At 67.9% G+C, this 26,879-nt stretch carries 25 protein-coding genes; 16 read left to right on the top strand and 9 right to left on the bottom strand.

Translation table 11 applies throughout. The features are described 5' to 3' along the window. Positions 1 to 75 precede the first annotated feature (75 nt). Both AC3EO4_RS31385 and AC3EO4_RS31390 read right to left on the bottom strand, forming a co-directional pair. Positions 76 to 705 carry an integrase core domain-containing protein gene (locus tag AC3EO4_RS31385; protein ID WP_431898906.1) on the bottom strand — a complete coding sequence of 210 codons (630 nt, stop codon included), beginning with the start codon at positions 703 to 705 and terminating at the stop codon, positions 76 to 78. Between the two features lie 101 nt (positions 706 to 806). After that, positions 807 to 1,136, bottom strand: a complete 330-nt coding sequence (locus tag AC3EO4_RS31390) for a hypothetical protein (RefSeq protein ID WP_431898907.1) — start codon at positions 1,134 to 1,136, stop codon at positions 807 to 809. Positions 1,137 to 1,346: 210 nt separating this feature from the next. Here AC3EO4_RS31390 and AC3EO4_RS31395 point away from each other — a divergent pair, with 210 nt between their 5' ends. From AC3EO4_RS31395 to AC3EO4_RS31405, 3 genes are all read left to right on the top strand, one after another. Next, positions 1,347 to 2,384, top strand: coding sequence for a LacI family DNA-binding transcriptional regulator (locus tag AC3EO4_RS31395; RefSeq protein WP_431898908.1), 1,038 nt, complete (start codon positions 1,347 to 1,349; stop codon positions 2,382 to 2,384). Positions 2,385 to 2,545: 161 nt separating this feature from the next. Next, positions 2,546 to 4,591 (top strand): hypothetical protein, encoded by a 2,046-nt coding sequence (locus AC3EO4_RS31400; RefSeq protein ID WP_431898909.1) that lies wholly within the window; start codon positions 2,546 to 2,548, stop codon positions 4,589 to 4,591. Between the two features lie 437 nt (positions 4,592 to 5,028). Beyond that, the gene (locus tag AC3EO4_RS31405) at positions 5,029 to 5,613 is read left to right on the top strand and encodes a DUF6461 domain-containing protein (protein WP_431899157.1); all 585 of its coding nucleotides are present in this window, start codon (positions 5,029 to 5,031) and stop codon (positions 5,611 to 5,613) included. Positions 5,614 to 6,312: 699 nt separating this feature from the next. Here AC3EO4_RS31405 and AC3EO4_RS31410 read toward each other — a convergent pair. Further along, entirely contained in the window at positions 6,313 to 6,723 is a 411-nt protein-coding gene (locus AC3EO4_RS31410; protein ID WP_431898910.1) for a hypothetical protein, read from the bottom strand. Between the two features lie 161 nt (positions 6,724 to 6,884). Continuing rightward, positions 6,885 to 8,153, bottom strand: a complete 1,269-nt coding sequence (locus AC3EO4_RS31415) for an SNIPE associated domain-containing protein (RefSeq protein WP_431898912.1) — start codon at positions 8,151 to 8,153, stop codon at positions 6,885 to 6,887. Positions 8,154 to 8,581: 428 nt separating this feature from the next. On the opposite strand from AC3EO4_RS31415, the gene AC3EO4_RS31420 reads away from it, so the two are divergent. Continuing rightward, on the top strand, positions 8,582 to 9,112 hold the full coding sequence (locus AC3EO4_RS31420; protein WP_431899158.1) for an NUDIX hydrolase: 531 nt from the start codon (positions 8,582 to 8,584) through the stop codon (positions 9,110 to 9,112). On the opposite strand, the gene AC3EO4_RS31425 is transcribed toward AC3EO4_RS31420, so the two are convergent. Then, on the bottom strand, positions 9,090 to 10,313 hold the full coding sequence (locus AC3EO4_RS31425) for an NsdA family TPR-like regulatory protein (RefSeq protein WP_431898914.1): 1,224 nt from the start codon (positions 10,311 to 10,313) through the stop codon (positions 9,090 to 9,092). The two genes, AC3EO4_RS31420 and AC3EO4_RS31425, sit on opposite strands and share 23 nt — an antisense overlap. A 212-nt stretch (positions 10,314 to 10,525) precedes the next feature. Between AC3EO4_RS31425 and AC3EO4_RS31430 the strand changes: the two genes are divergently transcribed. From AC3EO4_RS31430 to AC3EO4_RS31470, 9 genes are all read left to right on the top strand, one after another. Beyond that, entirely contained in the window at positions 10,526 to 10,840 is a 315-nt protein-coding gene (locus tag AC3EO4_RS31430) for a hypothetical protein (RefSeq protein ID WP_431898915.1), read from the top strand. Positions 10,841 to 11,534: 694 nt separating this feature from the next. Next, a complete protein-coding gene (locus AC3EO4_RS31435; RefSeq protein ID WP_431898917.1) occupies positions 11,535 to 12,251 on the top strand; it encodes a GntR family transcriptional regulator in 717 nt (238 codons plus the stop codon). Between the two features lie 115 nt (positions 12,252 to 12,366). Then, a complete protein-coding gene (locus tag AC3EO4_RS31440; protein ID WP_431898918.1) occupies positions 12,367 to 12,702 on the top strand; it encodes a hypothetical protein in 336 nt (111 codons plus the stop codon). A gap of 4 nt (positions 12,703 to 12,706) precedes the next feature. Further along, the gene (locus AC3EO4_RS31445; protein WP_431898919.1) at positions 12,707 to 12,904 is read left to right on the top strand and encodes a hypothetical protein; all 198 of its coding nucleotides are present in this window, start codon (positions 12,707 to 12,709) and stop codon (positions 12,902 to 12,904) included. Further along, complete coding sequence (locus AC3EO4_RS31450; RefSeq protein ID WP_431898921.1) at positions 12,901 to 13,086, top strand: hypothetical protein; 186 nt, start codon at positions 12,901 to 12,903, stop codon at positions 13,084 to 13,086. Before AC3EO4_RS31445 ends, AC3EO4_RS31450 begins: the two co-directional genes overlap by 4 nt. Positions 13,087 to 13,381: 295 nt before the next feature. Continuing rightward, a complete protein-coding gene (locus AC3EO4_RS31455; protein ID WP_431898923.1) occupies positions 13,382 to 13,624 on the top strand; it encodes a hypothetical protein in 243 nt (80 codons plus the stop codon). Between the two features lie 7 nt (positions 13,625 to 13,631). Further along, positions 13,632 to 13,820: a hypothetical protein gene (locus tag AC3EO4_RS31460; protein WP_431898924.1), complete on the top strand. Its 189-nt coding sequence runs from the start codon at positions 13,632 to 13,634 to the stop codon at positions 13,818 to 13,820. Between the two features lie 32 nt (positions 13,821 to 13,852). Next, positions 13,853 to 14,197, top strand: a complete 345-nt coding sequence (locus AC3EO4_RS31465; RefSeq protein WP_431898925.1) for a hypothetical protein — start codon at positions 13,853 to 13,855, stop codon at positions 14,195 to 14,197. 254 nt (positions 14,198 to 14,451) lie between these two features. Continuing rightward, on the top strand, positions 14,452 to 16,032 hold the full coding sequence (locus AC3EO4_RS31470) for a helix-turn-helix domain-containing protein (RefSeq protein ID WP_431898927.1): 1,581 nt from the start codon (positions 14,452 to 14,454) through the stop codon (positions 16,030 to 16,032). A gap of 29 nt (positions 16,033 to 16,061) precedes the next feature. Here AC3EO4_RS31470 and AC3EO4_RS31475 read toward each other — a convergent pair whose 3' ends face one another. The 3 genes from AC3EO4_RS31475 to AC3EO4_RS31485 form a co-directional block, all read right to left on the bottom strand. Then, complete coding sequence (locus AC3EO4_RS31475; RefSeq protein WP_431898928.1) at positions 16,062 to 16,598, bottom strand: maleylpyruvate isomerase N-terminal domain-containing protein; 537 nt, start codon at positions 16,596 to 16,598, stop codon at positions 16,062 to 16,064. A 12-nt stretch (positions 16,599 to 16,610) separates the two neighbouring features. After that, on the bottom strand, positions 16,611 to 18,140 hold the full coding sequence (lnt, locus tag AC3EO4_RS31480; RefSeq protein ID WP_431898930.1) for an apolipoprotein N-acyltransferase: 1,530 nt from the start codon (positions 18,138 to 18,140) through the stop codon (positions 16,611 to 16,613). Positions 18,141 to 18,474: 334 nt separating this feature from the next. After that, complete coding sequence (locus AC3EO4_RS31485) at positions 18,475 to 22,788, bottom strand: cation-translocating P-type ATPase (RefSeq protein ID WP_431898932.1); 4,314 nt, start codon at positions 22,786 to 22,788, stop codon at positions 18,475 to 18,477. Positions 22,789 to 22,913: 125 nt separating this feature from the next. Here AC3EO4_RS31485 and AC3EO4_RS31490 point away from each other — a divergent pair, with 125 nt between their 5' ends. Further along, positions 22,914 to 23,276 carry a protein kinase family protein gene (locus AC3EO4_RS31490; protein ID WP_431898933.1) on the top strand — a complete coding sequence of 121 codons (363 nt, stop codon included), beginning with the start codon at positions 22,914 to 22,916 and terminating at the stop codon, positions 23,274 to 23,276. A gap of 211 nt (positions 23,277 to 23,487) precedes the next feature. On the opposite strand, the gene AC3EO4_RS31495 is transcribed toward AC3EO4_RS31490, so the two are convergent. Next, the gene (locus tag AC3EO4_RS31495) at positions 23,488 to 24,300 is read right to left on the bottom strand and encodes a helix-turn-helix domain-containing protein (protein ID WP_431898935.1); all 813 of its coding nucleotides are present in this window, start codon (positions 24,298 to 24,300) and stop codon (positions 23,488 to 23,490) included. A 218-nt stretch (positions 24,301 to 24,518) separates the two neighbouring features. Between AC3EO4_RS31495 and AC3EO4_RS31500 the strand changes: the two genes are divergently transcribed. Together AC3EO4_RS31500 and AC3EO4_RS31505 are read left to right on the top strand one after the other, a co-directional pair. Beyond that, positions 24,519 to 24,956, top strand: a complete 438-nt coding sequence (locus AC3EO4_RS31500; protein ID WP_379582293.1) for a hypothetical protein — start codon at positions 24,519 to 24,521, stop codon at positions 24,954 to 24,956. Between the two features lie 11 nt (positions 24,957 to 24,967). Next, positions 24,968 to 26,176: a serine hydrolase domain-containing protein gene (locus AC3EO4_RS31505; RefSeq protein ID WP_431898936.1), complete on the top strand. Its 1,209-nt coding sequence runs from the start codon at positions 24,968 to 24,970 to the stop codon at positions 26,174 to 26,176. Positions 26,177 to 26,879: the final 703 nt, after the last annotated feature.

The following is a 26,879-nucleotide window of genomic DNA, read 5'->3' on the forward strand; positions in this document are numbered from 1 at the left end:
ATTGATGAGGGTGGGAAACTTCCCAGTCCGGTGCCAAAACTCGCTCGTAGCGCTGGCCTGCGGTTTCGCACGTCGTCAAGCGGCTCTGCGATACTCACGGATCAGACCGCAGACGGCGCTTCGTCCCTCTATTCGAGCCGCGAGATCGACCACCTCGGCCGGATCATGAATGGGTTGGCGTAGTGACAGTGCCTGATGCGGCCGGTGCTGGTTGTAGTGGCGCTCGTACTCGGCCAGGACCTGTCGCAGGTGCCGCACACCGTAAACCAGAAGGTGATCGAGGCATTCACGCCGGAGCGTGCCGACGAACCGCTCGGCGAACGCGTTCGCCCGTGGCGAGCGCGGCGGAATCTTGAGGACGTGCACGTCCGCGCCGGCGAGCACCTCGTCAAATCCTCTGCCAAACTTGCCATCCCTGTCCCGGATCAGGAACCGGAACCCGTCGGCTCGCTCGCCCAGTTCTATCAGCAGATTGCGCGCCTGCTGCGCCGTCCAGGCACCGGTCGGATGAGCCGTGACACCGAGGATATGCACGCGCCGCGTTTCGATATCCATGACGAACAACACATACAGACGCTTGAGGAACACCGTATCGACGTGGAGAAAGTCGCATGCCAGGATGCCGGAGGCTTGAGAGCTGAGGAACTGGCGCCAGGTCGGTGAAGTCCGGCGCGGCGCGGGACCAAACCCCGCCGCTACCAGCACCCGTCGGACCGTCCCCTCTCCCACGCTGCATCCAAGGCCGAGGAGCTCCCCCTGGATCCGTCGATGCCCCCATCGTGGATTCTCCCGCGCCAACCGGACGATCAGACGCGGATCTCTTCGGCGATTGAGGGCCGGCCCTGCTTGACAGGGTAGGTCCACTTCTTCTTGACCAACCCGCGATGCCAGGCCAGCAGCGTGCCAGGCGTCACAATGCGATGCAGTCGAAGGCGAGCAGGTAACCGCCTAGCCAGCGCGGCCAGCAGCGCTTGATCGGCCCAGTTCGGCCTGGGCCGGGCGACCTGGCGACGCAGCACCGCGACCTCATGCCGCAACACCAAGATCTCCACCTCTTTGGAAGCACAGCCCCGAGTGAGCAGCACCGACCAGCCGAACACCCTGACCACCAGCGGATACAGAAGTCGAAACAGCACGAGAACCAAGCCTAGAAGACCAGGTCAGACCGCCTGCATCAGTTCTGGCACCGGACACGGCCTCGACGCTGGCATCCAGCTCAGCGAGCCCGGCTACATCCTGGCGATGATCGAGCGCGCCACCCGGCGTGCGCGCGATGGGCACCGCTCGTCGATACGTATCGATTAGTGTGGGTGCGCGGCGCAGAGCTGCAAGTTACGCTTTCGACCATGAGCCGTCGGGGAAACCGGTCCTTGCCGACCAGCAAGGATGTCGCCGCACTCGCGGGGGTGTCGCAGAGCACGGTCTCCTATGTGATGAGCGGCAAACGCTCCATCTCGCCAGAGACGCGGAAACGCGTCGAGGACGCGATCGCTCGCCTGACGTACGAGCCCAACGCGGGAGCCCGGGCGCTCCGTGAGCGTCGCTCGAACGTCATCGCGCTCGTGGTGCGGATGTCGGAGGAGGTCGATGGGGCGGACACGATTCCTTACGTCGACGCGGTCGTCGAGGAGGCCGGCAAGCGCGACATCGAAGTCGTGCTAGTCACTGCGGAGGCAGGGCCGGACAGATTGACCCGCTTGGCCAAGCGCTCGATCTGCGACGGCATGATCCTGATGGACATCCGCCGACACGACGATCGGGTTCCTGTCGCGGCGAGTCTCGGAGTGCCGGTTGTGCTCATTGGCACACCGCAGGACAGTCATGGGCTGAACTGGGTCGATTTCGACCACCGTCGGGCCGGCGAACTTCTGGTGGCCGAGCTCGCCGACACTGGGCATCGTCACGCGGTCTTCATCAACGAAGCGCCGGGGGGCGAGACGGAGTATCACTTCATCAACGAGTTCCGCGCCGGGTTGGGGAGCGCCGCCGACGCCCGCGGTCTCGATCTGGAGCTGGTGCATCCGCGGCACCCGGGCTGGACAGGGTTCAGTGAAGTGGCCGAACGGGTGTTCCGGCGGTCGGGCGACCGCTTGGGGCTCATCGCTCGGACACCGAAGGTCGTCGGCTGGGCCTTCCAAGTCTCCGCCGTCCACCGTCTGGTTCCAGGGCGGGACTTTTCGCTGGTCGGTCTGTGCACCGACAACGTCGCGCTGAGTTACAGCGTTCCCGTCACCAACGTCTCGCCCGAGCCCCGCGATACAGTCAGGCTGGCGATGTCGGTCCTCTTCGACCAGTTGGACGGCGTTGTCTCGGGCAGTGAGGGCCGACACATCGTCGGGCCGCGCGGTCTCACGCGGCGTGCCAGTACCACGGTGTTCTCCTGAGACCCTGACCGCGTGCCGGGTCGCCGACGTGCCTGTTGAAGCGAACGTCGAGACGCCGGCACTGCCGTAGCCGCCAAAAGTTCCCCTTGCGTCATCCTGCTCCGAAGTGATGCAGTTCTCCTCATTCGATACGTATCGACAGCGGCTGATTGGGGTTGAACGTGACGCGCAGGTTCGAGTTCGGTGAGGGAAGCGTCGTCCTGGGACAGGACGGCGCGCCGGTGTCGTTCGAGCACACCGCCGACCCTGACCGGGTCTATCTGCTGGACGAGGCACTGGACACGTGGCACGACCCCGACCATTACTGGGGATCCGGCTTCCTGATCACTCCGGAGGGATCTGGCCGCTGGGCCTCCCCGGTAGACCTCGACTGGCGTGTCGACGGTGTGACAACTCGGCACCGCCCGCTTCCCTGGCTCGAGCTGGAAGTCACCCGGCGGGCGACCAACGGGCATTTCACCGAGACCTACACGTGGACGAACACCGGCGACCACGAGATCGCCATCACAGGGCTGGCCATCAACACGCCGATCCGCGACCTCTACGACGGGGCAGTGAACGCCCTGGCGCGTAGCTGTCATGCGCACGTGTTCACCGGAGGTGCGTGGTCATGGCTGCTTGCCGAGCCGATGTCGGGGATGGCGCCCCTGCTTGGCGTGATCGTGCGAGAAGGCAGTCTGTGGGCGTACTCGGTGGAGTCCCGCAACAGGCATACGTCCTCGGATGCCCGGGGACACCTCCTGGTTCATCCCACTGACCATGCGCGGAGTCCGGACTCCTTCGGCGGACAGCCGACCTTGACGCTGGCACCCGCCGAAGGGTACACGCTGACCTGGGAAATCGGCTGGTACGACAGTCGTGAGGCCTTCCTCGCCGAGACGGACGCGCCAGCGAAACTGCCGACATTGACCGCACCAGCCGGCGACGCTTTGCGTGTGGAGCTCGCCGACGGAGTGAAGCTCGTCCCCGGGAACGGTGTCGCCGGGGACAGGGTTGTCGCCACTCGTCACGGTGTCAGGTACATCGATCTCGAGCGCGACGGGCGGCGGAGCCGGACAGAGGTCGCCTTCCTGGCACCGATACGCGACCTGGTCGAGGCTCGGATCAAGCGAATTCTGCGCGAGCACCGTGCGGACGAGCGACCCGAGCCGGATCGGTACGCGTTCGTTCCGGTCGATACCCGCACCGGGCTGCGACAGACCGAGAACGCCTGGCCGGACTGGGGCCACGGGGGCGAGCGGGTCGGCATGGCCGTTCTTCTCCAGCAAGCCCGGCTTCGAGGTTGGGGCGACCAGCTGGAGATCGATGACGCAGTGCACGGGTTCGCCGGCTTCGCCCGCCGGCGTCTCGTGCGCCCGGACGGCTCGGTGGGACGAAGTGCCGGACTGGGCACGGAGCCGCTCCGGCTCTACAACACCCCGTGGCTGGCGCACTTCTTCCAGACGCAGTTCGACCTCTACGGGGACGCGGCCGATCTGGATTTGGCGGCATCGTTGCTGGAGGCCAGCTACGCGCTGGGGGTATCCGATCACCTCTCGATCGGGCACGCGGAGGCCGTTGACGCGGTGGCGGCGGCTCTGGCAGGGGTGGGCGACCTGGAACGTGCGGCCTCACTGCGAAAGGCCTTGATCGGGCACGCTCGGCGGTTCGTCGACCTGGGGACAGACCTGCCGGCACACGAGGTCACCTACGAACAATCGATGGTCGCGCCGCTCGTCAGCCTGTTTGCGATCGCACACACGCTCCAGCCCGACGACTCCTTCCTCGCGGCCCTGCGCACAGCTGTTCGATGGCTGCGAGCCTTCGGTGGTCCGCAGCCGCACGTGCGGCTGCGAGACATCGGCATTCGCCATTGGGACGGCTACTGGTTCGGCATCGACCGGCAATGGGGCGACACCTTTCCGCACTACTGGAGTGTCCTCACCGCCGTCGCGCTGCGGCAGTTGCCTGACGAGCTGACGACCGAAGAGACCCATCGCACAGCGGACGCGATCTTCGCCGCGAACCTCGTCGACTTCAGCGTCGACGGCAATGCCACCTGCGCGTTCATCATGCCCAGTTGCGTCGACGGCCGACCGGCGCACCGAGCCGACCCGCTGGCGAACGACCAGGACTGGGCACTGGCCCTCCTCCTGAGATCGGACGGCTCGCCACGGACCACATCTCTGTCCAGAATCACCTGTACCGCTTCAAAATCCATCGCGTAGGGCTTGAGCTGGGCGTTCTCCGGAGCGGCTACGCGGCTCGGTGGTACTCGTTGATCAGCCCGCCGAGCACCCTCCGGCGTTCGATCCGCCTGTACCGCATCAAAACTCATCGCACAGAGCTGACCTGGTACTTCACGGCGTCGGCCATGTGGCTCGAACACATCAGTGACCCGGACGCGTGATGCGACACCGGCGGGTCAGCCGTGCTCGGTCCGTGCTCGTCCGTCCCGGAACGCGCCGACAGTTCACAGCACGGCCGGACACTGAAATCGACCCAGCACGGGACGGACAGACATTAACTGACACGACGAATCAGCAAACGATCTTTCTTCTAATCCGACGGCCGCACGTTCGAATCCTGCAGGCGTTCTCTCACGAGTTCGGGATCATGAGTAGATTGTCGAAGCATGCCGGACTCCTCGTTTCGCTCGATGCGAATGACTCGCCTTGTCCGCCCTCCCGGAACTCCCGGCATCCGAGAATGGGCCGAGGCCAACGGCCACAGGATCGGCGAGAGGGTCATGATCCCCTATCGCATCCGCGAGGCCTACCTCGCGGCGAATCCCGGGGTGTTCGAGGTCATCCACGCCTTCCCGCAAGACTCGGGAGTCGGCCCCGATGTTTACGACTGGTCTGATGACGGACCGCTCGGCCCGGTCTACGCGATCACCTTCGTCCGTGGACTCGACGAGGTGGAGGTCCTCCAGCGCCTTGGTGTCGGAGAGCAGGACGTCCGGCTCATCTTCGATGAAGAGATCGCCGGACATCAGGGAGCGGAGAGTCCTGAAGAGATCATCAGGGTTGCCCGTGTTGGGGATTGGGCCATTGCTGAGTGCAAAGGCCGGCGAGGAAGCCGACGCGAGTTCGTCGAAGCCCTGTCCATCGGCGAGGGCGAGGCCATCGCCGTACAACGTGATGGCGGCGCACACGACCGCTTCATCTACGCAGTGGACGGGCAGGTGGTAGTCAGCTTCGCGCCGTCTCGCCCCTTCGATCGCCAAGGAAGCGACCCGATAGGTTGAACGGTCACCTACACATGCTGGGTATCGACCCTGCCGGGGACGACATAGTTGACAATGCCGTCCCTGCAGCTCTCGCTCTCGCCAGCAGGATCAGTGGCATGGTGGTCCTCCATATGGTTGGCAATGACATCCCTCCGCTCCTCGCCGGCAGGTTCAGCGGTGCGGTGATCCTCGATCCAAAATCTCCCAGGCTGGGGGCAGCGATCTCCAGTCGATGATGGAGCCGGCGACGGGGATCGAAACCTCGCTGTCAGCTTGGGAACTGCAAGGATCGCGGCACGTGAGGGCTCTGAGCTGGGCGGAAGCCTGGTCGTGCGTGACCGTGGTTGGCCCCTCGTTACCTTGTCTAATTGGACGCTAATTACACGGCGATCAGCCTGCGACCTGGTGTTTCTCGCGCGACGCGCGCATCCTGCGCCCTGATCATCCCGATGCTCCTATGAGGTCACCCCGCCACGTCCGGTGAGTGCACACGAACGCCTCCCGGCCGGGGCCGACAGATCGGGTTGAGGACCCAGGGTCGGTCTGCCGTCGGGTCAGACCCCACCGGGAGGCGCTCATCTACATCATCACTGTCTGCCGTCGACCCGCCCGAAGGGGAAGCGGCCCCTGGTCTGCTCGGCTTGTCCCGGGTCGATGGCGGGCGGGATGATCAGGCTTCCACCTCAGCCACTTACCAAACTCAGGCCCGCGCGGCGATCATCCCGGAGCCGGAGCGCCCCCGCCGGAGGCATCTAGTTCATGGTGCAGTAGAACGATCAGCGCGTCCCGGATCCCTGCGTGGTACTCAGACGACTTGCCATTGACCTCGAGGAGTGCGGCGATCTCATCGTGTGCTGCTCGAAGGGCCGCGGCCTTGCCGTCGTCCTTCAACTGTTGGAGCGACTTCCTAGCCTTGAACCAGCTGTTTTCAACGTTGTCCAGCGGCTCTCCTGCGGCCTGGCGCCTGTCAAGTTCGCGGATCTGCCTGATTAGATCCGCCTTGAGCTTCGGGCTGTCGAGATCCGGGTAACCACGGGATTCTCCAAGCGCTTGCAGCTCTCGCATGGTCATGTTCTCGTAGCCGTCATCGTGATGGAGGGCGGGCCGCATGTTGCGATCGTAGAACATTCGGACTCCCTGCGACCGCGGCCCGAGCGCGGGCGCGGGCGCGCGCGAGAACGGCCCTCAGGCCGCGTGGCGGCGCTTGCGCCGCCCTTGATCTCTATATGAGCAATTCGGCAGTCCGCGAGCGGGTGAACAGCCATCCCATCCGCTAACGGATCGCGAAGCTAGGCCGGTTCAGTCGCCCCAGCCGACTGCCGCCACTCCAGAGCTTCGGGCGTATCGCGGTATTCCAGGAGGTGCTGACCAGCAATCTTCTGCAACAGGTCCCGTACCTCCGCCGGAGTGGCGTGGAAGAACTCTCGCCGTAGGTTCACCTTGTTGAGCCGCCGGTCATTCAGCTCCGTGTGCAATCGCGCCTCCAGCCCCACGGCGTCTTCGCTGAAGATCAGCGCATGCGTGTCGAACCGGAACGGGACTGACGCATCGCCTAGTTCGCGCACGCGGTCCTCCGGTTCCAGCCGGCGGGTCATGCCGATCTTCACTACGTTCTCTCCGAACGCCCCGATGTTGGAGATGACGTAGACGTACCCGGCTCTGATGTTCGCTTCGCGTGCCTCGACGTCGGAGACTGCCGCGCCGATCTCTTCCAACTTGGCCTTCAGCTCGTCCACACTCTCGGCGGATGCGGCGCCGTTCTGCAGCAGCTTGGCCAGGGCAGACCGGTAGTGGGCCTCCTCCTTGCGCAGACGCGCCTTCTCGCGCTCGAACTCGCGGCGTGCGGCCTCTTCCTCACGCTGCTGCTCGCGCTGCGCCCGGACGAGTTCCTTCTCCTCTTCTTGCTTGGCCAAGTAGTCGGCGGTCAGCTCCAATTCGGAGATCCGCGTACGGTGATAGCCGGGATCGACGTGGATGTTCATCGTCCGACCCAGCTTGACGATCGTGTCCACCGCCTTCTCCAGCCGGTCGATCGCCGACTGCAGCTTGTACGGACGCATGGTCCGTACGCAGTTGTCCGCTTCGGCGTTGTAGGCCCGCAGCATCAGCTTGGAGAAATCGCGCACCATTTTGCGTCCCTCGGACACGGACCCGTTCACCTGCCAATTGGTCGCGCCGACGACGGCCCGCCCTTCTCTGGCCATCACCTTGATGCGCGTCTTTACCTCAGTGAGCTTTTCCTTGTAGGCCACCGCGTCGCTCAGTGGATGCCGGTACTCGTAGACGCCTACCTCCTGCAGCAGGGCGGTCTCCTCCGTCTGCACGATCCGCTGCGCTGTTTCGTTCAACCGCCTGGTCGCGTCGTCGATGGCGGTTTGCAGTCCCCTGTGCTCTACGTGCAATTCCTCGGTCATCGCCGCGATGCGCATGGCGTCCATACCGCCCAGTCGTTCCACCCATTGGCGTAGCGCAGCGTTCTCCTCTTCCAATCTCTTCTTGCCGCCGAACAGCCCACTGCCCTTCCGCTCCGACTGCCGTGCGCCCAGCGTCGATACCACGGGCGCGTCCTCGGGGACCCAGAAGTCCCACCCCGCGGGAGCCGGGGGCCACGACGGATCCGGCTGCCATCCCGCTGGAGGCTTCCAGCCGCGGGGCGGGACCGGCCAACCGGGGGGAGAATTGAACCGGTACTCCGCCATGAGCGCTCCTCGTGGGTGAAGACGACAGGCCACACAGAAGAAATAGCCGTGAGCACCAAGAGGGTTACAGGGGGCAAGTGGTCGGGCTACGGGGATGCGAGAGGCGGGCCCTTGGCGATCATCTCAGCGCCGGAAGGGCCGGGAGGCAGCGCTCCGCGCCACCCCTGATCCATGTGAGCGCTATTCGGCAACGATCTATGGTGTAGCCGTGAAGCCCGTGTACGGCAGGCGTCGGTGACGGTAGCTTCGCCGATGTGGCTGACGACGCTGAGCTGACGCGCTGGATCGTGCACGGTGAACGCCTGATCTATGACAACCGGTGGATTCGGCTGGGCATGGCCGACGTGGAGATCCCCGGTGGTGAGCGGTTCGAGCATCACGTTGTTCACCTTGACCGGGCGGCCATCGCTGTCGTGGTCGACGAGGATGACCGCGTGCTGCTGATGTGGCGGCACCGCTTCGTGTTCGACCGTTGGGGCTGGGAGCTGCCTGGCGGCCTGGTGGACGCCGGCGAGGACCCTATGACGACGGCTGCCCGCGAGGTTGAGGAAGAGACCGGGTACAGGCCGCTCAGTGTGGAGCACCTGGTGACCTATCAGCCGATGGCGGGCATGGTCGATTCCGAGCACAGCCTGTACCTGATGCGGGGTGCCGAGAAGGTGGGCAGTCCGGAGGGGGAGGTGGAGGCCGATCGGATCGAGTGGGTTCCGATGTCGGAGATCCCTGAGATGATCGCCCGCGGTGACATCTGGACGTCGGGCACCCTGATCGGTCTGCTTCACGCTCGCGAAAGGCTCAACGGCCAAGGGCGCGGTTGACCGCTGCCGCCAGCTCGTTGATCCGCCGTCGCTGCCGGCGGCTTCCGGTCATGGTGGCGAGCTGCTGCGCTCGATGGACGTGCGGTTGGGCTGCGTCTGCTTGTCCTGCTGCCAGGAGGGCGTGTCCCAGGTCGCATCGGACGCCGGACTCGGCGCGGTTGTAGGTGCCGTCCATTCCGGCAAGTGCTGAGCGCAGATCCTCGACGGTGCCGGGGTCGCCGAATCGAACGAGGCAGTTGCCGCGCCATCGCCCGAGATGGTGGCTGTTGATCGACAAATAGGGCATGTCCGGGTCAAGGTCACCCGCGGGCAGGGTGCTGGCCGCCTCGTCGAGAGCGCGGCGACAGGTGGTTTCGTCGCCGAGTACGGCGGCGGCTTCGGCTTCGGCAGCTGACAACCACGTGCGTAGGCGTGCCGGCAGGTGGCCACCGTTGACCGCGTGTACGTGCTGGAGAAGTTCGGTGGCCTCTCCAGGTCGGCCGAGCTCCATCAAGACGTACGCCTGCTCACCGGAGACGTACGCCAGCACAGCAGGGTCTTCGGCTTGCGCTGCGGCGGCCTTGGCGCGTTCGTAGTGGTTCCAGGCGTCGTTGAGGGCAAGGCTGTTGATCGCCTGCCATCCGGCCAGTGAGGCGGTCTCGGCGAGGAGGTGCGCGAGTTGGGCGCGGATGCCCGGCCGTACGGCGTGGCTGTGGGCGCGTTCGATCTGGGACATCTGCGCCCGCATCTTGTCGGCGATGGCGACGCCACCGAGTCGACGGTCCAGCAGCCGAAGGTTGTTGGTGTCGGTGCTGAGGATCATGACCATCGTCGGGTCTATGGCCGCTGAGGCGTCTAAGCGGGCGATCAGCTCGGCGGACTGCTCCTGGTGCTCGTCGTCGACATCGCCCGTGGGAGAGGCGATGTCGAGTGGTGCGAGGCCCAGCAGCATCCGTGCGTGATCGGGCAGGCCAAGCCCGGTGGCGATGCGCTCGAAGACGGTCAGGTCGGTAATCGGTCCTGCTTGTCCTCGCAGAATGGAACTGATTCGAGGTTGGCTGAGGCCGGTCGCCGCGCTGATGCGTACCTGACTGGCTCCGGCGTGCTTGACAGCTATTTTGAACAGGCCCGAAATATCGCGATTTCTGAGAATTATTCTGCTTTCGTCGCGATCCCATACAGGTGCGGGAATGTGGATCGGATCGAAAGCGTCCCGGTGCATGCGAACCTCCCAGCGGTTGACCCCCGACGTGGTGCGTTGGCGTGCGGCTTGCACTCTATATCCATTCGTTGGATATCTCCGTGGGATAGGTAAGAATCGCTGGCATATTCATGCTGTGCGACATGACAGAGCCAGTTAGATGCAGCGAATGCAGCGGGCGCGGCTGGAAGATCGCCACTCGGCGCGGTCATGTCGCGGCGTCCCGTTTCGGCTTGGCCACCTCTGTTCGACAGAACTGCCTCCACTGCGAAGGCCCTGACGCCCCGTCCGAGCGCTTCGAGTGGGAAGTCTTCGTCAACACGAAGAGCGGCGACAGGCTGGAGGCCAGCGGCGCGAGCCCCTTCCAGGCGACCGCCATGGATGCCCTGCGCACCGCGATGCGCGACCTTCCCTCGGGGGCGTGGGGGCAGATCAGTCACCGGGTGTACGACGTGGGCGCGGTCGCCGACGACCACTCCTCCCGGATCATCTTCCGGACCTTCCTCGACGCAGCGGGCTCGGTGCGCTTCGAGCGGGTGGCCGCATGAACGCGCCGCGCATGTGGCCGGTCGACCCACGGACTACGGCCGAGATCCTCAGCAGGGCTCTCGCGGGACGCGGAGTACTGGCAGACGTCCATGACGGCTACGGCCTGGCGCTGGTATCGGTCTGGGTCGGGCTCGTGGTCTGGTGCGATGGCCACCGCTACTGGTGGCGAACGGGATGGAATGCCGAACGGCGCCGTGTGATCTACGCCTGGCATCCTGCGAGTGACCCCGACAGGGCGGCGCGAAGGGTACTTCTCCGCTACAACGACTTGCGTGAGTACGGGCTTTCGGACGCCTTGGCGGAACTCGTTCTGGACGTTCGACCATGAGGCGCTCAACGGGTTGTCTGGCCGTTCACCTCCCGCCGTTGCAATCCGGGTATCAACGGCTCACGTGGTATATGGCACGGCGTTTCGAGACCGTGCGCGTCATCGAATGGACCTGTTGCGAACACCGCTCAACCTTCTACGAGTTGTGCGCAGCAGGTGGCCTGCTTTTCATTCGCCGGTACGTCAACGGCCACGGGATCGCGTACAGCGATGCCTGGTCGATACGTGAAGGACGCGAGAGGTGGCGAGAACTGCTGTGCGGCGGCTTGAGATAGCTGTCCGTTGCCTCAAGGCGTCCTGACAGGCCGACTCTCAGCCGCTACTGTACTTATGCAGACAAGTGGAAGACCGAACAGGCGGTTGAGATGAGCATGGAGTTCGCCCCACCGAAGTACGCCCAGGTGATGGCCGCTATTCAGGAGCGCATCGACAGAGGCGAGTACGCGGCCGGCGACATGCTTCCCTCCGAATCCCAGCTTGTTAGGGAGTTCGGCGTCGGCCGTACGACTGTCGTGCGGGCTCTTCAGACGTTGGCCATGCAGGGATGGATTGGGCGTGAGCACGGGCGCGGCTCGTTCGTGAAGGGTCGCCCCGATGCTCCGGCCGACCGTGTGCGGCCTGGCCTCGCCTCGACGGAGGATGCGGAAGAGGCGGACAGCGTCTTGGGCGTGGATCGCGTTCCCGCCCCGCGTCATATCGCTCGGCTCCTGGGTGTGGAGGAGCGAACCCCCGTGATCGCGCGCCAGCGGGTGACACGTCAGGGCGACTTGGTGACGGCGGTGGAAACCTTCTGGTTCCCGCTGGAGATCGCGCTCGGTACGGATCTCGGCAACCCGCAACCGCTGAGGCGGGGTATCCGGCACCACCTCCAGGCCGTCAAGCATGTCCGATTCGATCATGTGACGGAACGGGTCACGGCTCGGGTGCCGACGAAGGAAGAGGCTCGGGTGCTGGGGTCGACCGACCCTGTTCTCGGCGTGCTGGCTACTGTTCATGACCCTGCCGGGGCGGTGCTTCTCGTGGCGGGTATCGCCCTTCCCGGTACGGTTCACGAGCTTGAGGATGTCTACCAGGTGAGCTAAGTCTTACCTCTGCGCGCAGCCTAACCACTTGTCCGGACGAGTTGCTGCACGTACTCTCAACTTAATCGGACAAGTGGACGACTCAACATCGAGTCATCTTGAAGAAGGGCATCACATGGCTCTGCAAGGCCCCATCCCCGTCACCTTCCCCATGGTCTTCCCGCACGGCTGCTACATCGTCGGCAAGGTCGAGCCCGTCAAGGACTTCGACGCCTCGACCAACGGCCGGTTCGTGCAGGCCCGCGACAAGCTGACCAGTGAACTGGCCTGGCAGGTCGCGGTCATGGACGGTGACCCGACCGTCAAGGCCGCCCAGAAGACCGTGGCAGTCAAGATCCTCAACCCTGTGCAGCCAGTGCCCCCCGCGCCGATGCCGGGCCTGCCGTTCCGCACGCCTCGAACCAGCGTGATCCGCCTGACCACCGGCCACCACGACCGAAAGGAGAGGTGATCACATGACAAACGAGATCTACCCGGTCCCCGCGTGCGAGTGCGGCGCGGTCCTGGACGAGGGACAGGCCCGCTGCCTCAAGTGCCTGGCCCGTGACCGCTGGGCCAGGAAGCAGGCGGGCAAGCGCAATCGTCGCGGACAGGCCCGCCGTCCCCCGCGCGGCCCGCGCAAGAGCTCCAAGACTGGGGTGATCTGGTCATGATCGCACTCGTAGTCGCCGCGGTTCTCGGGCTCGCCGTACTGGCCGGCTTCGTGATGATCGTCGTGAGCATTCGCCGCGAGGACAGGGCGATAAGCCTCGGTTTCGCGCCGAAGAGCGGCTCAAGCGTGCTGGCTCGCAGGGTCACCGGCTGCCACGTCGGGCGGGGCGTGTCGTGGACGTAGACAGCTGCTCCTCAACCCGTACGAGCCGTACCGACAGCTCCTGCACGGCGGAGCGCAGCCCAGCGACCTCGCCCGCGAGATTCCCGGCGGGGGCTGCCTCGTCGCGGTCTCGGACGAACACGTCACCGCGCTGTACTTCCCGCCGCCGGCCGAAGACGCGTCGATGCGGGCCGAAATCGACCCCGTTGGCGCGCTCCTCGATAGACGGCGCGCGGGAGCCGCTCGTGCCGCAGGTGCGGGGCGCGGGGCGGTGGAGGCGACGGAAGGCTCCCTTCGCCATGGAGTGGAGTGGCCCGTGTTCGTAGCCGTCGCCATAGTCGCCGCCGCGCTCCTGGTCGTGACCGTTCTGACCATCCTCATCGCTTCCCTCGTGATGAGACACGAGGACGCCCATCTGCAGTACGGCAAGCCGCCGACGACGCTTGCCCGGCTCACCCGCCGGCTCATGGGGCTGTACGTCAACACCCCATGCCGTACCGCAGAGCCCCCGCCGTCGCCCTCAAACCATGGCCCACGCACACCCGCTGAAGGGAGGTGAGACATCCGTGACCGTGACGATGCCCTTGGTACTGCTCATGGGCGCTGTGCTGTTCATCGCGTGGCGCTACCTGAGAATGCGGGCCTGGCACGCGGTAATCGCCGTGCTGTTCGGCTTCCTCCTGGCCGCCACCACGCTCGCCCCCGACATCTGGAGCGCGATCCGTTCCGCTCTGGCCTGGATCACCGGCCGCTGACCTCGTCCGACCGACCGAAGGAGGGATGCCCAGTGCCCTACCGCCACCCCTATCCACCATCCGATCTTCTGGAGGTTCTCCACCGACACCAGACCGCATCACACCTGCTAGCAGTCTTCACCCGGACCACTCCCGGCCTCGACGATCTTTGGCGCGAGCTGTTCGCCACGCTCGCCGACACACCGATCCTCACCACCGAGATCACCGCCCTTCGCGCCGCACGCGACGCCGTGCGCGCCCAGCACGCGAACCTGATCGCCGCCGCACGCGCCACACTGGCCGCACACCACGATGGCGAGCACGATCCGCTGTTCTACCTACGTGACGAGCTGACAGCGCAGCTCGCCGCCGGCCGGCGAGCGGGTGAGGCTCGATGAGCCGTCACCGCGTTTCCCGTCATGAGATGCGGCGCAAGGCACGCCGCATGCGCCGTCTGGGCGTCCAGCCCATCGCCGATGTCTCCGACGTCGAGTTCGCCGAACTGATCACGTCAGGTATCGCCCGGCTCCTGTGGCGCTACCGCTCCGAAGCCACGCCGATCACGATCGCACTCCTGTCCATCCCAGCGGGGATGGTCCTCCACCGCTGGTATCCCGCCTGGTGGCCCACCGTGGCCCTCGTGACCGCCACCATGGCGGGCGCGCTGGCCCTCGCAGGACGGTGGGTCAATCTGACCCGCACCATCGAACGCGGCTACGCCGCCATCACCACAGCTGTCCTCGGCGGATGGCTGACCGCCGCCACCATCATGGGGCCGCTCTCCAACCCGCTGCCTGCCGTTCTGGCGCTGGGCTGCCTGGTGCTGGCGCTCCCCTGGTGGGCGCACCGTCGCCGGCGCGCTCGCGTCCGCGTCGAGCGCACGCTCGCGGCCTGGCCGGAGATCTCCCAAGCCATCGGCCTGGCCGGATCCCGCATCCAATCGGCGATCGTGGACCTGTGGGGCTACCGGACCCGCATCGCGCTTGCCCGAGGTCAGACCGTAGAGGACGCGATAGCTCGGATTCCAGGGATCGAGTCCGCCCTGGGCACCCGCCGTGGTGCCGTCCGCATCCAACCCGTTCCCGACAAGGCCAACCGCCTGGAGCTACGGGTGATCGAAACCGACCCGCACGCCGATGCCATCTCCTGGCCCGGACCGTCCGTCTCCACCATCGGTGACCCGATAGAGCTGGGCGTCTTCGAAGACGGCAGCCCCGTTCGGGTGTCCTTCAAACGCCGTCACGCCCTGGTCGGCGGGGTAGCGGGAGCCGGAAAGAGCGGCGCCGTCAACGTCCTCATGGGCAACCTGTCGGCCTGCCCTGACGTGATCGTGTGGGGCATCGACCTCAAGCGCGGAATGGAACTGCTGCCCTGGCAAGCCTGCCTCGATCGCGTCGCCGTCACGCCCAAGGAAGCAACCGCGCTGCTCAGGGACGCGGTAAGAGTGCTGGACGGGCGCGCCGACATGCTCGCCATGCGCGGGCTACGCGTGTGGGATCCCGCCCCCGACGCGCCGGCGCTGATCATCCTGATCGACGAATACGCCGAATTGCTCGACGACGCACCTGAGGCGATCGGCTACGCCGACTCGATCGCCCGCCGTGGTCGCGCCGTGGCCGAGACCCTCATCGCCGCCACCCAACGCCCTTCGCAGAAGGCGATGGGCAACAGCGCCGTTCGCTCCCAGATGGACATCCGCATCAGCTTCCGGGTGCGGGAACGCAGAGACGCCGACCTGATCCTGGGCGCGGGGATGCACAAGGCCGGATGGCACGCCGACAAGCTGGACGCGCCCGGCAAGTTCCTGCTCAGCGCGCCGGAGTTCGACATCCCCCGCCGCGGCCGCACCTACCTCCTCAACGACGACACCGTCCAGCAGGCAGCGATCCAGCACGCTAACCGCCGTCCTGCCCTGGATGCGATCTCGCTCGCTGCCCTCCACGAGCCCCCGTGCGAGCGCGAAGAGACCGCAGGAGATCCGCATCAACCCAGGGGCAGACATGCCCGCCAAGCCGCGTCACAGGCAGCAGAGGACGCGTTGAGCGCAGCTCTCAGGGATGCACCACGCGAGGGAGCCGGCATCGGCGATTTACTGCAGGCGGCCGGCATGAGCCGTCCCACCCTGTATCGCCGGTTGACCCAGCTCGAAGATCAAGGCATGGCCGTACAGGTCTCCCGCGGTCGCTGGCGGGCCACGGCTACCGACGCCCCGGTGATGGGTGACGAAGAGTAATCGTCTCAACGTCTCATTGTCTCGCCGTCTCACGCGCGCCTGCACATAGACGCGAGACCGAACGATGAGACGAGACATCGAAACGAGTACGGACTGTAGCGACCGGCCATGCGTCGGGGGCATCCGCACGCCGATCGAAGGGCGTGCGGACAGCCCGGCAGAAGGGAGCCGCATCGGCGGAATCGACAAGGGAGGAGGGATGCACATACCTGCGAGCCGTACCACGGAAACCCATCGTCCAGCGAAACGTCACGTAGCTCCGCCGCCACCTCGGTTCGACCAGCGCGCCATTGTTCCAGCAGTACCGATCGCGGTTTGGCTGCTCCCGCGGCGGCGTCGAGATCAGCGTAGTGGCTGCCTGCGGCTTCCGCCTGCTTCAGCACAGCGTCGAACGCCTCCGGGGTCCGTGGAGCGATGAGAACGTTCGTGTCAGCTGAAGCAAGATGAGCGATCTGGTGGGCGATCGTCCACCCCGCTGCCGCCCCGGCCCGCCGGCCAAAGGCCGAAGGGATCGCTCGCCCCAGGCCAGGTTCACCGCCTGCGGAGGGGGCGGGAAGCTGAAGCACACCGCGCCGAGGTCATCGTCGATGTGCTTCGACAAGTCGACGCCGGTGAGTCCGCCGGGCGGCTGCTACGGCCCCGGCGCCGAGCGCGATCCCGCCCGCCAGGGCGGGCACCCAGTCGCCCAGCCGCACGTACGGCGTCTCCTCGACGGACAGCGGCACGTTCACCACGAACGCGCCGCGGTAGTCGGGCGGGAACCAGGCCAGCCGCCCGCCGCGCGCGTCGAACGCCGCCGAGGTGCCGTCGAGCTCGACCAGCACCGCCGGCCGTCCCGACTCGACCGCCCGCAGCGCCTCGAAGCTCGCCTGCTGCGCGTGCGCCCAGCTCCCGTGGAACGTCGTGAGCGATCCCTGCGTGATCGTCACGTCTACGCCCCTGCGGGCCAGGCCGCGTCGCAGGTCAGGAAAGGTCGACTCGTACGAGATCAGCGGCCCCACCCGGCGGTCTGCCACCTCGAAAACGGCCAGCCCCGCACCGGTGATCCGGTCCTTCTCGGCCGCCTCGGTATGCCCCGCTATCCAGCCGAGCACCGGCCGCAGCGGGATGTACTCGCCGAACGGGGCCAGCCGCTGCTTGACGTACGTGTCCACGACTCCGTTCGGCGTGTACTGGTAGGCAGACTTGGCGATGCGGCCGGAGGAATCCGCAGCGTCGACGTTCACCAGCAGGTCGGCACCCACCTCGGCGGCTGCCCGGCGTAGCAGGCGGTCCACGTCAGGACGCCGGGCGGGGTCGAGGGCGACGCTGCTCTGGCCCCAGACCACGACGTCGGGATCATGGCCGGCGAGCTCGCCGGTCAGCCGGAGGTGCGCGGCCACCCGCCGCTCCGGGCCGGGCACCGGGCCCGGCTGCACGCCCGCCACGCGCATGACACCCGTCACGACAGGCTCAGGCCGTACCAGCCCGGAGCACACGGCGAGCGCGGCCAGCGCCACGGCGGCTCCCCCGCCGGCCAGCCGGGCCCGCAGGCCCGCGTCCTGGAGCACGGCGATCGCGAGCCCGGCGTTGACAGCGACCAGAGTGAAGCTGAGCAGCCACACCCCGCCGAGCGCGGCCAGCCCCAGCACCGGCCGCACCTGCCACTGGCTCGACCCGAGCAGCCCCCACGCCCCGCCGAGGTGCTGCCACGAACGCAGCGCCTCGACGGCCACCCACACCGAGGGCAGCACCAGCAGCGCCACCCCCGCCCTGGCCGGGGAGACGCGCCGCAGCAGCCCGTACGCGACCAGCCCGAACGGCACCCACACCAGCCCGATGACCAGCACCGCCAACGGCCAGAACACGCCCAGGAACGGCAGCACCCAGTGGTGCAGCGTCCCGAAGAAGCCCGCCGACGCCCACCAGCTCCGCCACCCCGCCTCACGGAACGTCCCCGCGCCGGCCACCAGGAGCAGGAACGGCACGAGGCCGAACCACGCCCACCACCAGGCGTTCACGGCGGGGAAGGCGAACGCCAGGCACGCGCCGGTCAGGGCGGCCAGCAGACGCGGGCCCCAGCGGCGCGCCACGCCTGCGCGCTCGGCCGTGACGGACCTGGTCGGCATACCGCCCCGCTACCCCACCCGGCGCCCGTTACCGTACCCGGCCGCTACGCAGACCCAGGAACCGCGCTTCGGGGGCCGATGGCGCTCCCGCGTCAGGGATGCCCCACCGGTCTGCCCTGCCTATACCGGCGGCTCCATGTTCTTCGACGCCGGCCAGGACGCGAATGAGACGCCGATGGACACCAACCCGGCCGTGTACATGGGCCCCGAGCGGCTGCGGCACTTCGCCTACAAGTCGGTGTCCAGCGCGCCGGCGCGGTGGCCGGCCGTGCGGTGTTCAGCGGCGAGGATGGTCTCCAGGCACCCTGACCGGCCGACGCCACCCGAAAGCCGGTCACGAAGATCGGCTCGGCAGGCCCAGACGATCGAGGGGGACGAACCGTTCCGCCGCCACCGCCACGGCCACGGCGGCCAGCGCGATCCCCCAGGCGAGCGGGTCGAGCGGCACGCACCCGAAGAACCCGCTCACGCCCGGCACCTGCACGATCGCCGCCAGCATCGCCGCCGAGCCGAGCGAGCTCAGCACGACGGAGCGGCTGCCGCCGCCGGCGATCAGCGTCTGGGCGAGCTGGGTGCCGACCAGTGCGACCAGCCCGACGGTGCGGGCGCGGGACCGGGGCCCGGTCAGCCGGGCGAGCGTCCAGCCGGTGCCCGCGCCGAGGGTGGTGAAGATCGACCGTCGCACGATGTCGTGGGTGAGCGCGGAGCCGAGCGAGGTTTCAGGACCCTCTTCGAGCAGCGCCGCCGCGGCGTCCTTCGAGGGCACCCGTACGGCGATGGCCAGCGCCGGCACGAGGTCGGTGAGCATGTTCACCAGCAGCAGCTGCCTGGCCGACAGCGGCGAGCGGCCCGTGGCCAGCGACCCGATCAGGGTGAAGCCGATCTCGCCGAGGTTCCCGCCGACGAGGATGGCCAGGGCTTCGCGGACCGAGGCCCACATGGCGCGTCCTTCGACCAGCGTGGAGATGATGGTCTCCAGGCTCTCATCCGCCACGACCAGATCGGCGGCAGCCCGCGCGGACGGGGTCGCGCCGGAGCCGACGGCGATCCCGACGTCGGCCAGCCGGATGCCCGCGGCGTCGTTGGAGCCGTCACCGGCCATCGCGACGACCTTGCCGAGCCGCCGGAACGACTCGACCACCCTGACCTTGTGCGTGGGCGTGCAGCGGGCCACCACGTCCACGCCCGGGAGCGTCTCGTCCAGCGCCGCGTCATCCATTCCGTCGATGTCGCTGCCGGTCAGGACGTGCAGATCTGTGTCGTCGGTGACGTGGGCGGCGATGGCGCCCGCCGTACCGGGGTGGTCTCCGGTGAGCATCACGATCTGGACGCCCGCGTTGCGCAGCGCCGCCACCGCGGACACGGCGGTGTCGCGGACGATGTCGGCGAGCCCGACCAGGCCGGTGAAGCGCAGCTCCGTCACGTCGTCCTCGGTGAGCCGGTCGGTGTCCATCGGTCGTTCGGCCACAGCGAGGACCCTGTGCCCCGCTGACGTGAGGTCCTCGATGCGGGCCTCGATGTCGCGCCGCCGCCGGTCGTCGAGCCCCGCGCATCTCGGCACGACGACTTCCGGCGCTCCCTTGACGCTCAGCAGCCGGTTCGCGCCGCACCGGCCGAGCGTGGCGTGGTAGCCGCGAGACGACTCGAAGAGCAGCGCGGTGATCTCCTTCCAGCCGGCGGCGCCGGTCTGCCGCGAGACGCCGAGCTCGGCCGCGCCCTCGCCGACCGCGCCGTCCGTGAGATGGCTGTAGTCGCCGTTGTCAGAGTGTGGCGTGGCGCGCAGGGCGGCGGCGAGCACCTCGCGCAGCGGGTCGTCGAGCTCGCCGACCGCCAGGTCGTGTTCGGCGTCGCTCACCCTGGCGAGCCTGATGCGGCCTTCCGTCAGCGTTCCGGTCTTGTCGAAGCACAGCACCTCGACCCTGCCGAGCGCCTCGATGGTCCCAGGATCGCGGGCGTGCACGCCGCGGGCGGCGAGCCGCCGTGTCGCCGCCAGCTGGGCGGCGCTGACCAGCAATGGCAGGCCTTCCGGCACCGAGGCGACGGCCAGGTTGACGCCCTCACCAAGCGTCTCCCGCAGTTGCCTGCCGCGCACCAGGCCGGACAGGGTCACGCCCAGCGCCGATCCGATGGCGATGGGCGTGGTGGCCCGCGTGATGGCGGTGAGCCGCTCGCTCACGCCGCTCACCCGCTCGGCGCCCGCGGCGGCGGCCATCGCGCGTCCGGCTTCGGTGGTCTCTCCCACGGCCGCCACGACGGCGCGTGCGCCGCCCGCGGCGATGGTCGTCCCCTCGTACAGCATGGAGCGGCGCTCGGCGACGTGGTGGGCGAGGACAGCACCGGTGTCCTTGGACACCGGCAGGGACTCCCCCGTCAGGGACGACTCGTCCGTCTCCAGCCCATCCGCCTCCAGGATGCGGCAGTCGGCCGGCACGACCTCCCCCGTGTCGAGCACGATGACGTCTCCGGGCACCAGCTCTGTCGCGTCCACCTCGATTTCCGTTCCGTCACGCAGCACGCGGGCGCGGGCGTTCGTCTCGGCGGCCAGCTCCGCCAGGGTCGTCGCGGTAGCCATCCGTTGCACGCCGCCCACCAGAGCGGACAGGCCCATGACCGCGACCACGAGCGAGGCGTCGACGAGCGAGCCGAGAACGGCCGAGCCCGCCGCGCCGGCCGCCAGCATCGGGGTGAAGGGATTGGCGAGCTCCGCGCCCACGCCGCGGGCCAGCGTTCCCAGCGGCGACGCCGCCCTCGCCCGCGATGTGCGGCGGCCCTCCGCCTCCGCCGTCGTGAGCCCGCCTTCCCGCGTCTCCAGTTCGGCAAGCACCTTGCGAGGTGGCATGGCGTGCCATGGCATCGCACGCGGAGCGGGAGCGACCGGCCTGCGCATGCTCGCGTGCGCCTCCCACGCGCCCTGCGCAAGCGACAGCGCGGCCACGCCGTTCACGGCCGACAGCACGTGCCCGGTCGCCCGGCTCATCCGGTCGGTCAGCCCGTAGATCACGGCCACGCCGGTACCCGCCTTGGCCAGGGTCACCCCCCGTTCGCTGACCGCGCGGGCCCCGCGCGTCGACTCGATGACCAGCGCCGCGGTGGTCAGGTCCGCGCCGACGAGCAGATGAGCGCCCCACGGTGGCATGCCGTCGCGGCCGGTGACGCCGATGGCGCAGTCGGCGGCGGCGAGCGCGTCGCCGTCGCGCGACAGCAGCATGACGACGGCGCCCCTGCGTTGCAGCTCGCGAACCGACGCCGTAAGGTCCTCGCCGCCCGCGTTGACCAGCCGGAGCCCGGCGTTGCGTGCGGCGACTGCCAGGGCGTGCGCCTCCGGCGCCCGCCCCGCGACGACCTCGACGACGGCCTGGAGCTGCTCGCGGCAGGTCAGGGCCAGCACGTGTACGGCCGGGCCCTGCCTGAAGCGGTCGTGGTGCTTCTTGCCCGCCCATCCCTTGCGTGGCAGCGCGTCGTAGGGTCCGAGCGCCCAGTCACCGGCCCTGTGCACCCGCTCCGGCTCGGACGGCACGAACAGTCCGTGCACCTGCGCGGCCACCGTCTCGTGATCGGCCTTCGCGGCGGTGACCACCTCCCCGATCACCGCCTCCTCCGAGACCAGAACGTCGTCGTCCACCACGACCGTGTCGATCCGGTCGAGGCGGCTCAGCGCCCGGAGGTCGGTGATGATCACGTCGCGTTGCGACAGCAGGGTGCCCAGCTCGGAGACGAAGACGTCCCGTCCGGCCGACGACGCCTTGGGCAGGCCCGCGAGGGCGACCTCGAGGCCGCGATGCATGTTGCCGGTCAGCAGCCCCCCTGCGAGGGTGCCGAGAGCGCTTCCGGACAGAACGTGTTCGGCGTGCCGCTCGATCGGGCCGTCGGGCAGCCGCCGCGGCCGGTCGGACGCCTGCAGGTGGGCTCGCGCGCGTTCCGGGGTGCCGGTCAGCTCCTGTTCGCGCCTGGCCCATACACCGTCCTGCACGCGGGACTGCCGGATTTGGAGGGTCCGCTGCACGAGGTCGATGGCCAGTCCTGTGCCACCGGGAGTGAGCGTCTGGATGGCGGTGTTCACCATGGGCATCCAGGACCTGCACGCCGGGATCGAATCGTCGAGCACCCTGCGGAGCTGGGGGATCGCGCTCACATAGCCGGCGATGCCCGCGGCTCCGGGTGGCAGGGGCGCCCGGTGGACGGCCCACTCCACCGCTGTCGCCGCCAGCCCGATCACGTCCGCGGCGAACACGAGGGCGACAGGTGGCCCGCTCGGCGTGCCCTCGGCGATGGCCGGGTCCTTCTCCGCGGCGGCCTGTTCGGCCTCGTCCAAGATCGCGACGAGCTCGTCGACGGGCGGCGGCTCCTCCACCGCGACGATCACCCGCTTGAGCGGGAGGTTGACGCGCGCCCACCGCACGGAGGGATGGACCGACAGGGCCGACTCGAGGGCGTCCGTCAGCTGCTCGGGAACCGGGCAGCGGAGTTGGAGGTGGACCCGTCCTGGATACGTCCACGTTTCCCTGCGCACACCGGCCAACTCGGCGAGGGCCGACGCGGCCCACCCCGGCACCTCCGAGGCCCTGTCCGCGGCCCACCTGAGCGGCGCGGTCACGAGATCCTGTCCCGGCAGCCTGGGCAATGCCGGCAGCGACAAACCGAATGGCATGTCGGCCTCGTACCCTTCTGAGAAGATTTACGCATGGTAGGGCGGTCGTCGGGGCCCTGGAGGGCGGAGCGCCCCAGGGCGTCGCACGGAAACATCGGCACTCCGCCCGGGGCGTCAAGCGCGGGATGGGGCTGGTGTACCGGGTCCGGCATCTGCTGTGGGGCACCGATCTCGCGGTGAAATGCCCCCGCCCGGAGCTGTTCCAGGCTGCGGCCGACCGGGAGCGGTTCGTCACCGAGGCCGAGGTGTGGGTGTCGCTGGGGCTGCACCCGAATGTGTGCGCCTGTCACTACGTGCGCACGCTCGGCGGCATCCCCCGAGTGCTCGCCGAGTACGTCGCGGGCGGCAGCCTGCGTAACTGGATCGACGACCGCAGGCTGTACGAGGGCACTGAACACGAGGTGCTCACCCGCATCACGGACTGGCGATCCAGACCGCGTGAGGCCTCGAGCACGCGCACAGCCGCGGCCTGGTGCACCAGGACATGAAGCCCGCCAACGTCCTGCTCGACGAGGAGGGGCACCGCGAAGGTCACCGACTTCGGACTGGCCAGGTCTCGCGCCGTCGCCATGACGACGCCCGCACGGCGAGGACTATCTGAGGATCACTGTTTTCGAGGGGGACACGCCGTCTCACCCGCGAATCGCATCAACCTAGCGAGGGACCTGAAACCCGATCAGGGCAGGATCGACCGCCCGCTTAGGGAGTGCCCTGCTGCGAGGCCTGCCACTGTACGGCGGGGCTCTGCGTGCCGGTGAACGATGAGGAGGTCCAGCCCGGCGGGACCTCCGCGTGATCCTCATCGGCCGTGCCCGACGCCGCGTACAGGGTGCCCTGGTCGGCTGGGTGGACGGGGAACGGGCCGCAGGTCTTGATCTCATCACCGCCGTCGAAGTCGAGCAGGCAGTGGCGCAGCGTGAACTTGTTCCTGGTCAGGTGGTACTCGCCGGACCTGAGCAGATTCTCCTTGAGGTTCATCGGCCAGATCCACACGGTGACGCCGCCCTCGACCACGCCCCGCCCGATGGGCTTCGCCAGCGCCGAGATGACCAGCCCCTCGGGCTTCCGCTCGATACAGGGCAGGAAGAAGATCTCAGCCTCCCCCATGTACTCCCAGGTGGGGCGGCACGACGCGGTCGCGGTTGTGACGGGCGGCGCCGGCGGGTGGGGCGCGGGCGGCCGTGGCCACAGGCCGCGCGGCCACACGCCCGACAGCAGGAGCCCGGCCACCACCGACACGGCGAGCAGGCCACCGGCCGGCAGCACAAGACGGACACGCCACCTGGAATTGGTCTGCCCACGATTTGGTCGGCTCTGATCAACTGGGTCGGTCGGCTCAGGACGATCGAGCGCGGCCTGGGCCGCATGGGCTCGAGCCAGGCGCGCCTTCCACTCCTCGACCTCGCCGTCGCAGGCACGGACATAGGCCACCAGTGCCTCCGCCGTGGGCAGGCGATGCCCGGAGTCGGCCTGCGACAGGACGTTCGGCGCGACGTGCGTCTTCTCGGCCATTTGCCGATATGGCGGGTCACCCGCCCGGGCGCGTAACTCACGCAGTCCCAGCGCGAAGGCTGTCACCGGGGTGCCGTCGTGGACGAGTGGATTCTTCCGCCTGCCGCGCCGCACGCCATCCGACACCAGTCCACCTCCTGCTGGGCGTTTGATCGCAATGATCGTAAGGCCTGGCGCGGGTGTGTGATCAAATTCTTCGCTCCCCATGCTTGTGCCGCATGAACGTACTCAAGATCGGCGGCATCGCCGTAGCCGCGGCGCTCACCGCCGTCCCGGCCGCGCCCGCGCCCGCCTCGGCTCAGTCGCTGCCGCAGTGCTACGGCCAGCGGATCGCACGGGAGCAGATCCGGACCAACGGCGTGATCGGCACCTACCTGGAAGTGTTCTACACGCCCTCCAACGCCACCATCTGCGCGTACGTCAACACCACCGAGCAGTCGAAGCAGACCAGGAAGCGGATGCTCGTCGCGCTCCGGCAGTGCGCGGATCGGGGATCCGGCTGCTCCACCTGGTCGACTCTCAGGACCGAGAACGAGCTGACGCGCTCCGGCAGGCTCGCCGTCAAGCGGACGAAGCCCTGCTTCCAGGGATTCGGCGCGACCCAGTGGGGTGACCACGAGTGGGGCCACACCACCACATCGGCCATCTGCCCCTAAGAGGACGAACAATGATCACACGCCGCACACTGCTCACGATCGGCGCGGCCACGCTCGCCCTCGGCGCCCTGCCTGCCCACGCCGATGCAGTCACCGGGGCAGTGCCCGAGGAACTCGCCTCGCTCGACGCGATGATGCGGACCTTCCTCGCCGAGCGCAACATCAGCTGCGCGCAGCTCGCCGTCGCCAAGGCGGGCAGGCTGGTGCTGGCCCGCGGCTACGGGTCGTACGGCCAGGCGAACACCCCGGTCCAACCGACCAGCCTGTTCAGGGTCGCGAGCCTGAGCAAGCACATCACCGCCGTCGCGATCATGCGACTGGTCCAGGAGGGCAGACTTCGGCTCTCCGACTCCGTGGCGGACCTGCTCGGCCTCTCACTCGCCGCCGACCCCCGGCTGGTCACGGTCAGCGTGCGCCGTCTCCTCCAGCACCTCGGCGGCTGGGACAAGACGGCCGCCGGACGTGACTACCTCTTCTCCGACCATGTCATCGCCGCGGAGCTCGACGTGCCGCTCCCGATCGGGGTCGAGCACATTCTGAGATACGCCACGAGCCGCCCGCTCGACCACGACCCCGGCACCCGGTACTCCTACAACAACTACAACTTCCTGCTGCTGGGCAGGGTCATCGAGAAGGTGTCGGGCCTGGACTACGCCACGTACGTCCAGAGCAAGGTGATGCGCCCGCTGGGGGTGACCCGGCCGAGGCTGACCTCGAACCCAGGCACCGGCGAGGTGCCCTACCTGTCCAATTACACAGCCAAGACCGTGCTCGACGACTCGGGAAAGGTCGTGCCGTACCCCTATGGCGGCAGCAACTACGCCAACTTCGACGCCGCCGGCGGCTGGGCGGCCTCCGCCGTCGATCTCGTCCGGCTCACGAGGATCTTCGACGGGACCACCTCGGTGCTCTCTCCAGCATCCGTCTCGGCGTTGCTGGCCAAGCCGGAGACCGGCTCCTTTGAGAGCGGCGCCTGGTACGGCGGCGGCTGGCTCATCCGATCCATGGGCAGCGGTCTCAATCTGTGGCATTCGGGTTCGATGCCTGGCGCCTTCGCCGTGCTGAGCAGGACCTACAACGGGATCGCGCTGTGCGCGACGTTCAACAGGCGCGAAGAGTCGGGCTCGCCCGACTTCGACGCGTTCCTCGACGAGCTCTACAACGCCGCTCAGGCGATCAAGACCTGGCCCGCCGACGACCTGTCCTCGCAGTACTTCTGACCAGGAGAGATCATCACGGGTTCATTGATCATCGGCCTCGTCGGTCGACTCCGCCGGCGGGACGACCTTCCGCCCCCACGTACCGCCCCGCAACTCCACTAACGCCACGTTGGGAAAGCCGAAAAGCGCGGCGGACGAGTGGGTGCACACCCACACGTTCACGGGTCGAAGCAAGGCCATCTCGGTGTATGTCAAAGAATGCGTCAGACCCCAGGTCGAGATAGACATGGGCAATTACTCAGGGTACGTGGGCGGAAAGGTCCGCTGCATTTGATCCCATGCTGATCGGCCCCTGCCCCGCCACCCGTCACCACGGCAGGGGCCGATCCTTGGTCCTTTTCCGCCTCCCGCGACCGGTCCGGCGGCACCACCCAACCCGTGAGCCGGACGAAGATCACATGAACCAGTCGCAGCGCCATGGACAGCGATCATGCCCGCAAGAACGGGAGCGCCGAACCCCAGGTCAGCCACAACGGCCGAGTTTCGGGCACCCACAGGCTCAGCGGCGGATGATCACTTCATGGCAGGCAGTCGCGGTCCGGAGGTGACTCCGAGCTCGGCGAGTGGCTGCGCAGAATGTGCCGCAAGGCCGAGGCCGGCGTGCTGTTGCAACGGGCGCTCGAGACGTTCGCCCCCCTCGGCGCGGTGCCCTGCCCGCCGAGCAGGACAGCCGGGGAAGGTGCGGGCACTCCTTTCGGGCGCT

It is taken from the genome of Nonomuraea sp. bgisy101 (genome assembly GCF_057708945.1).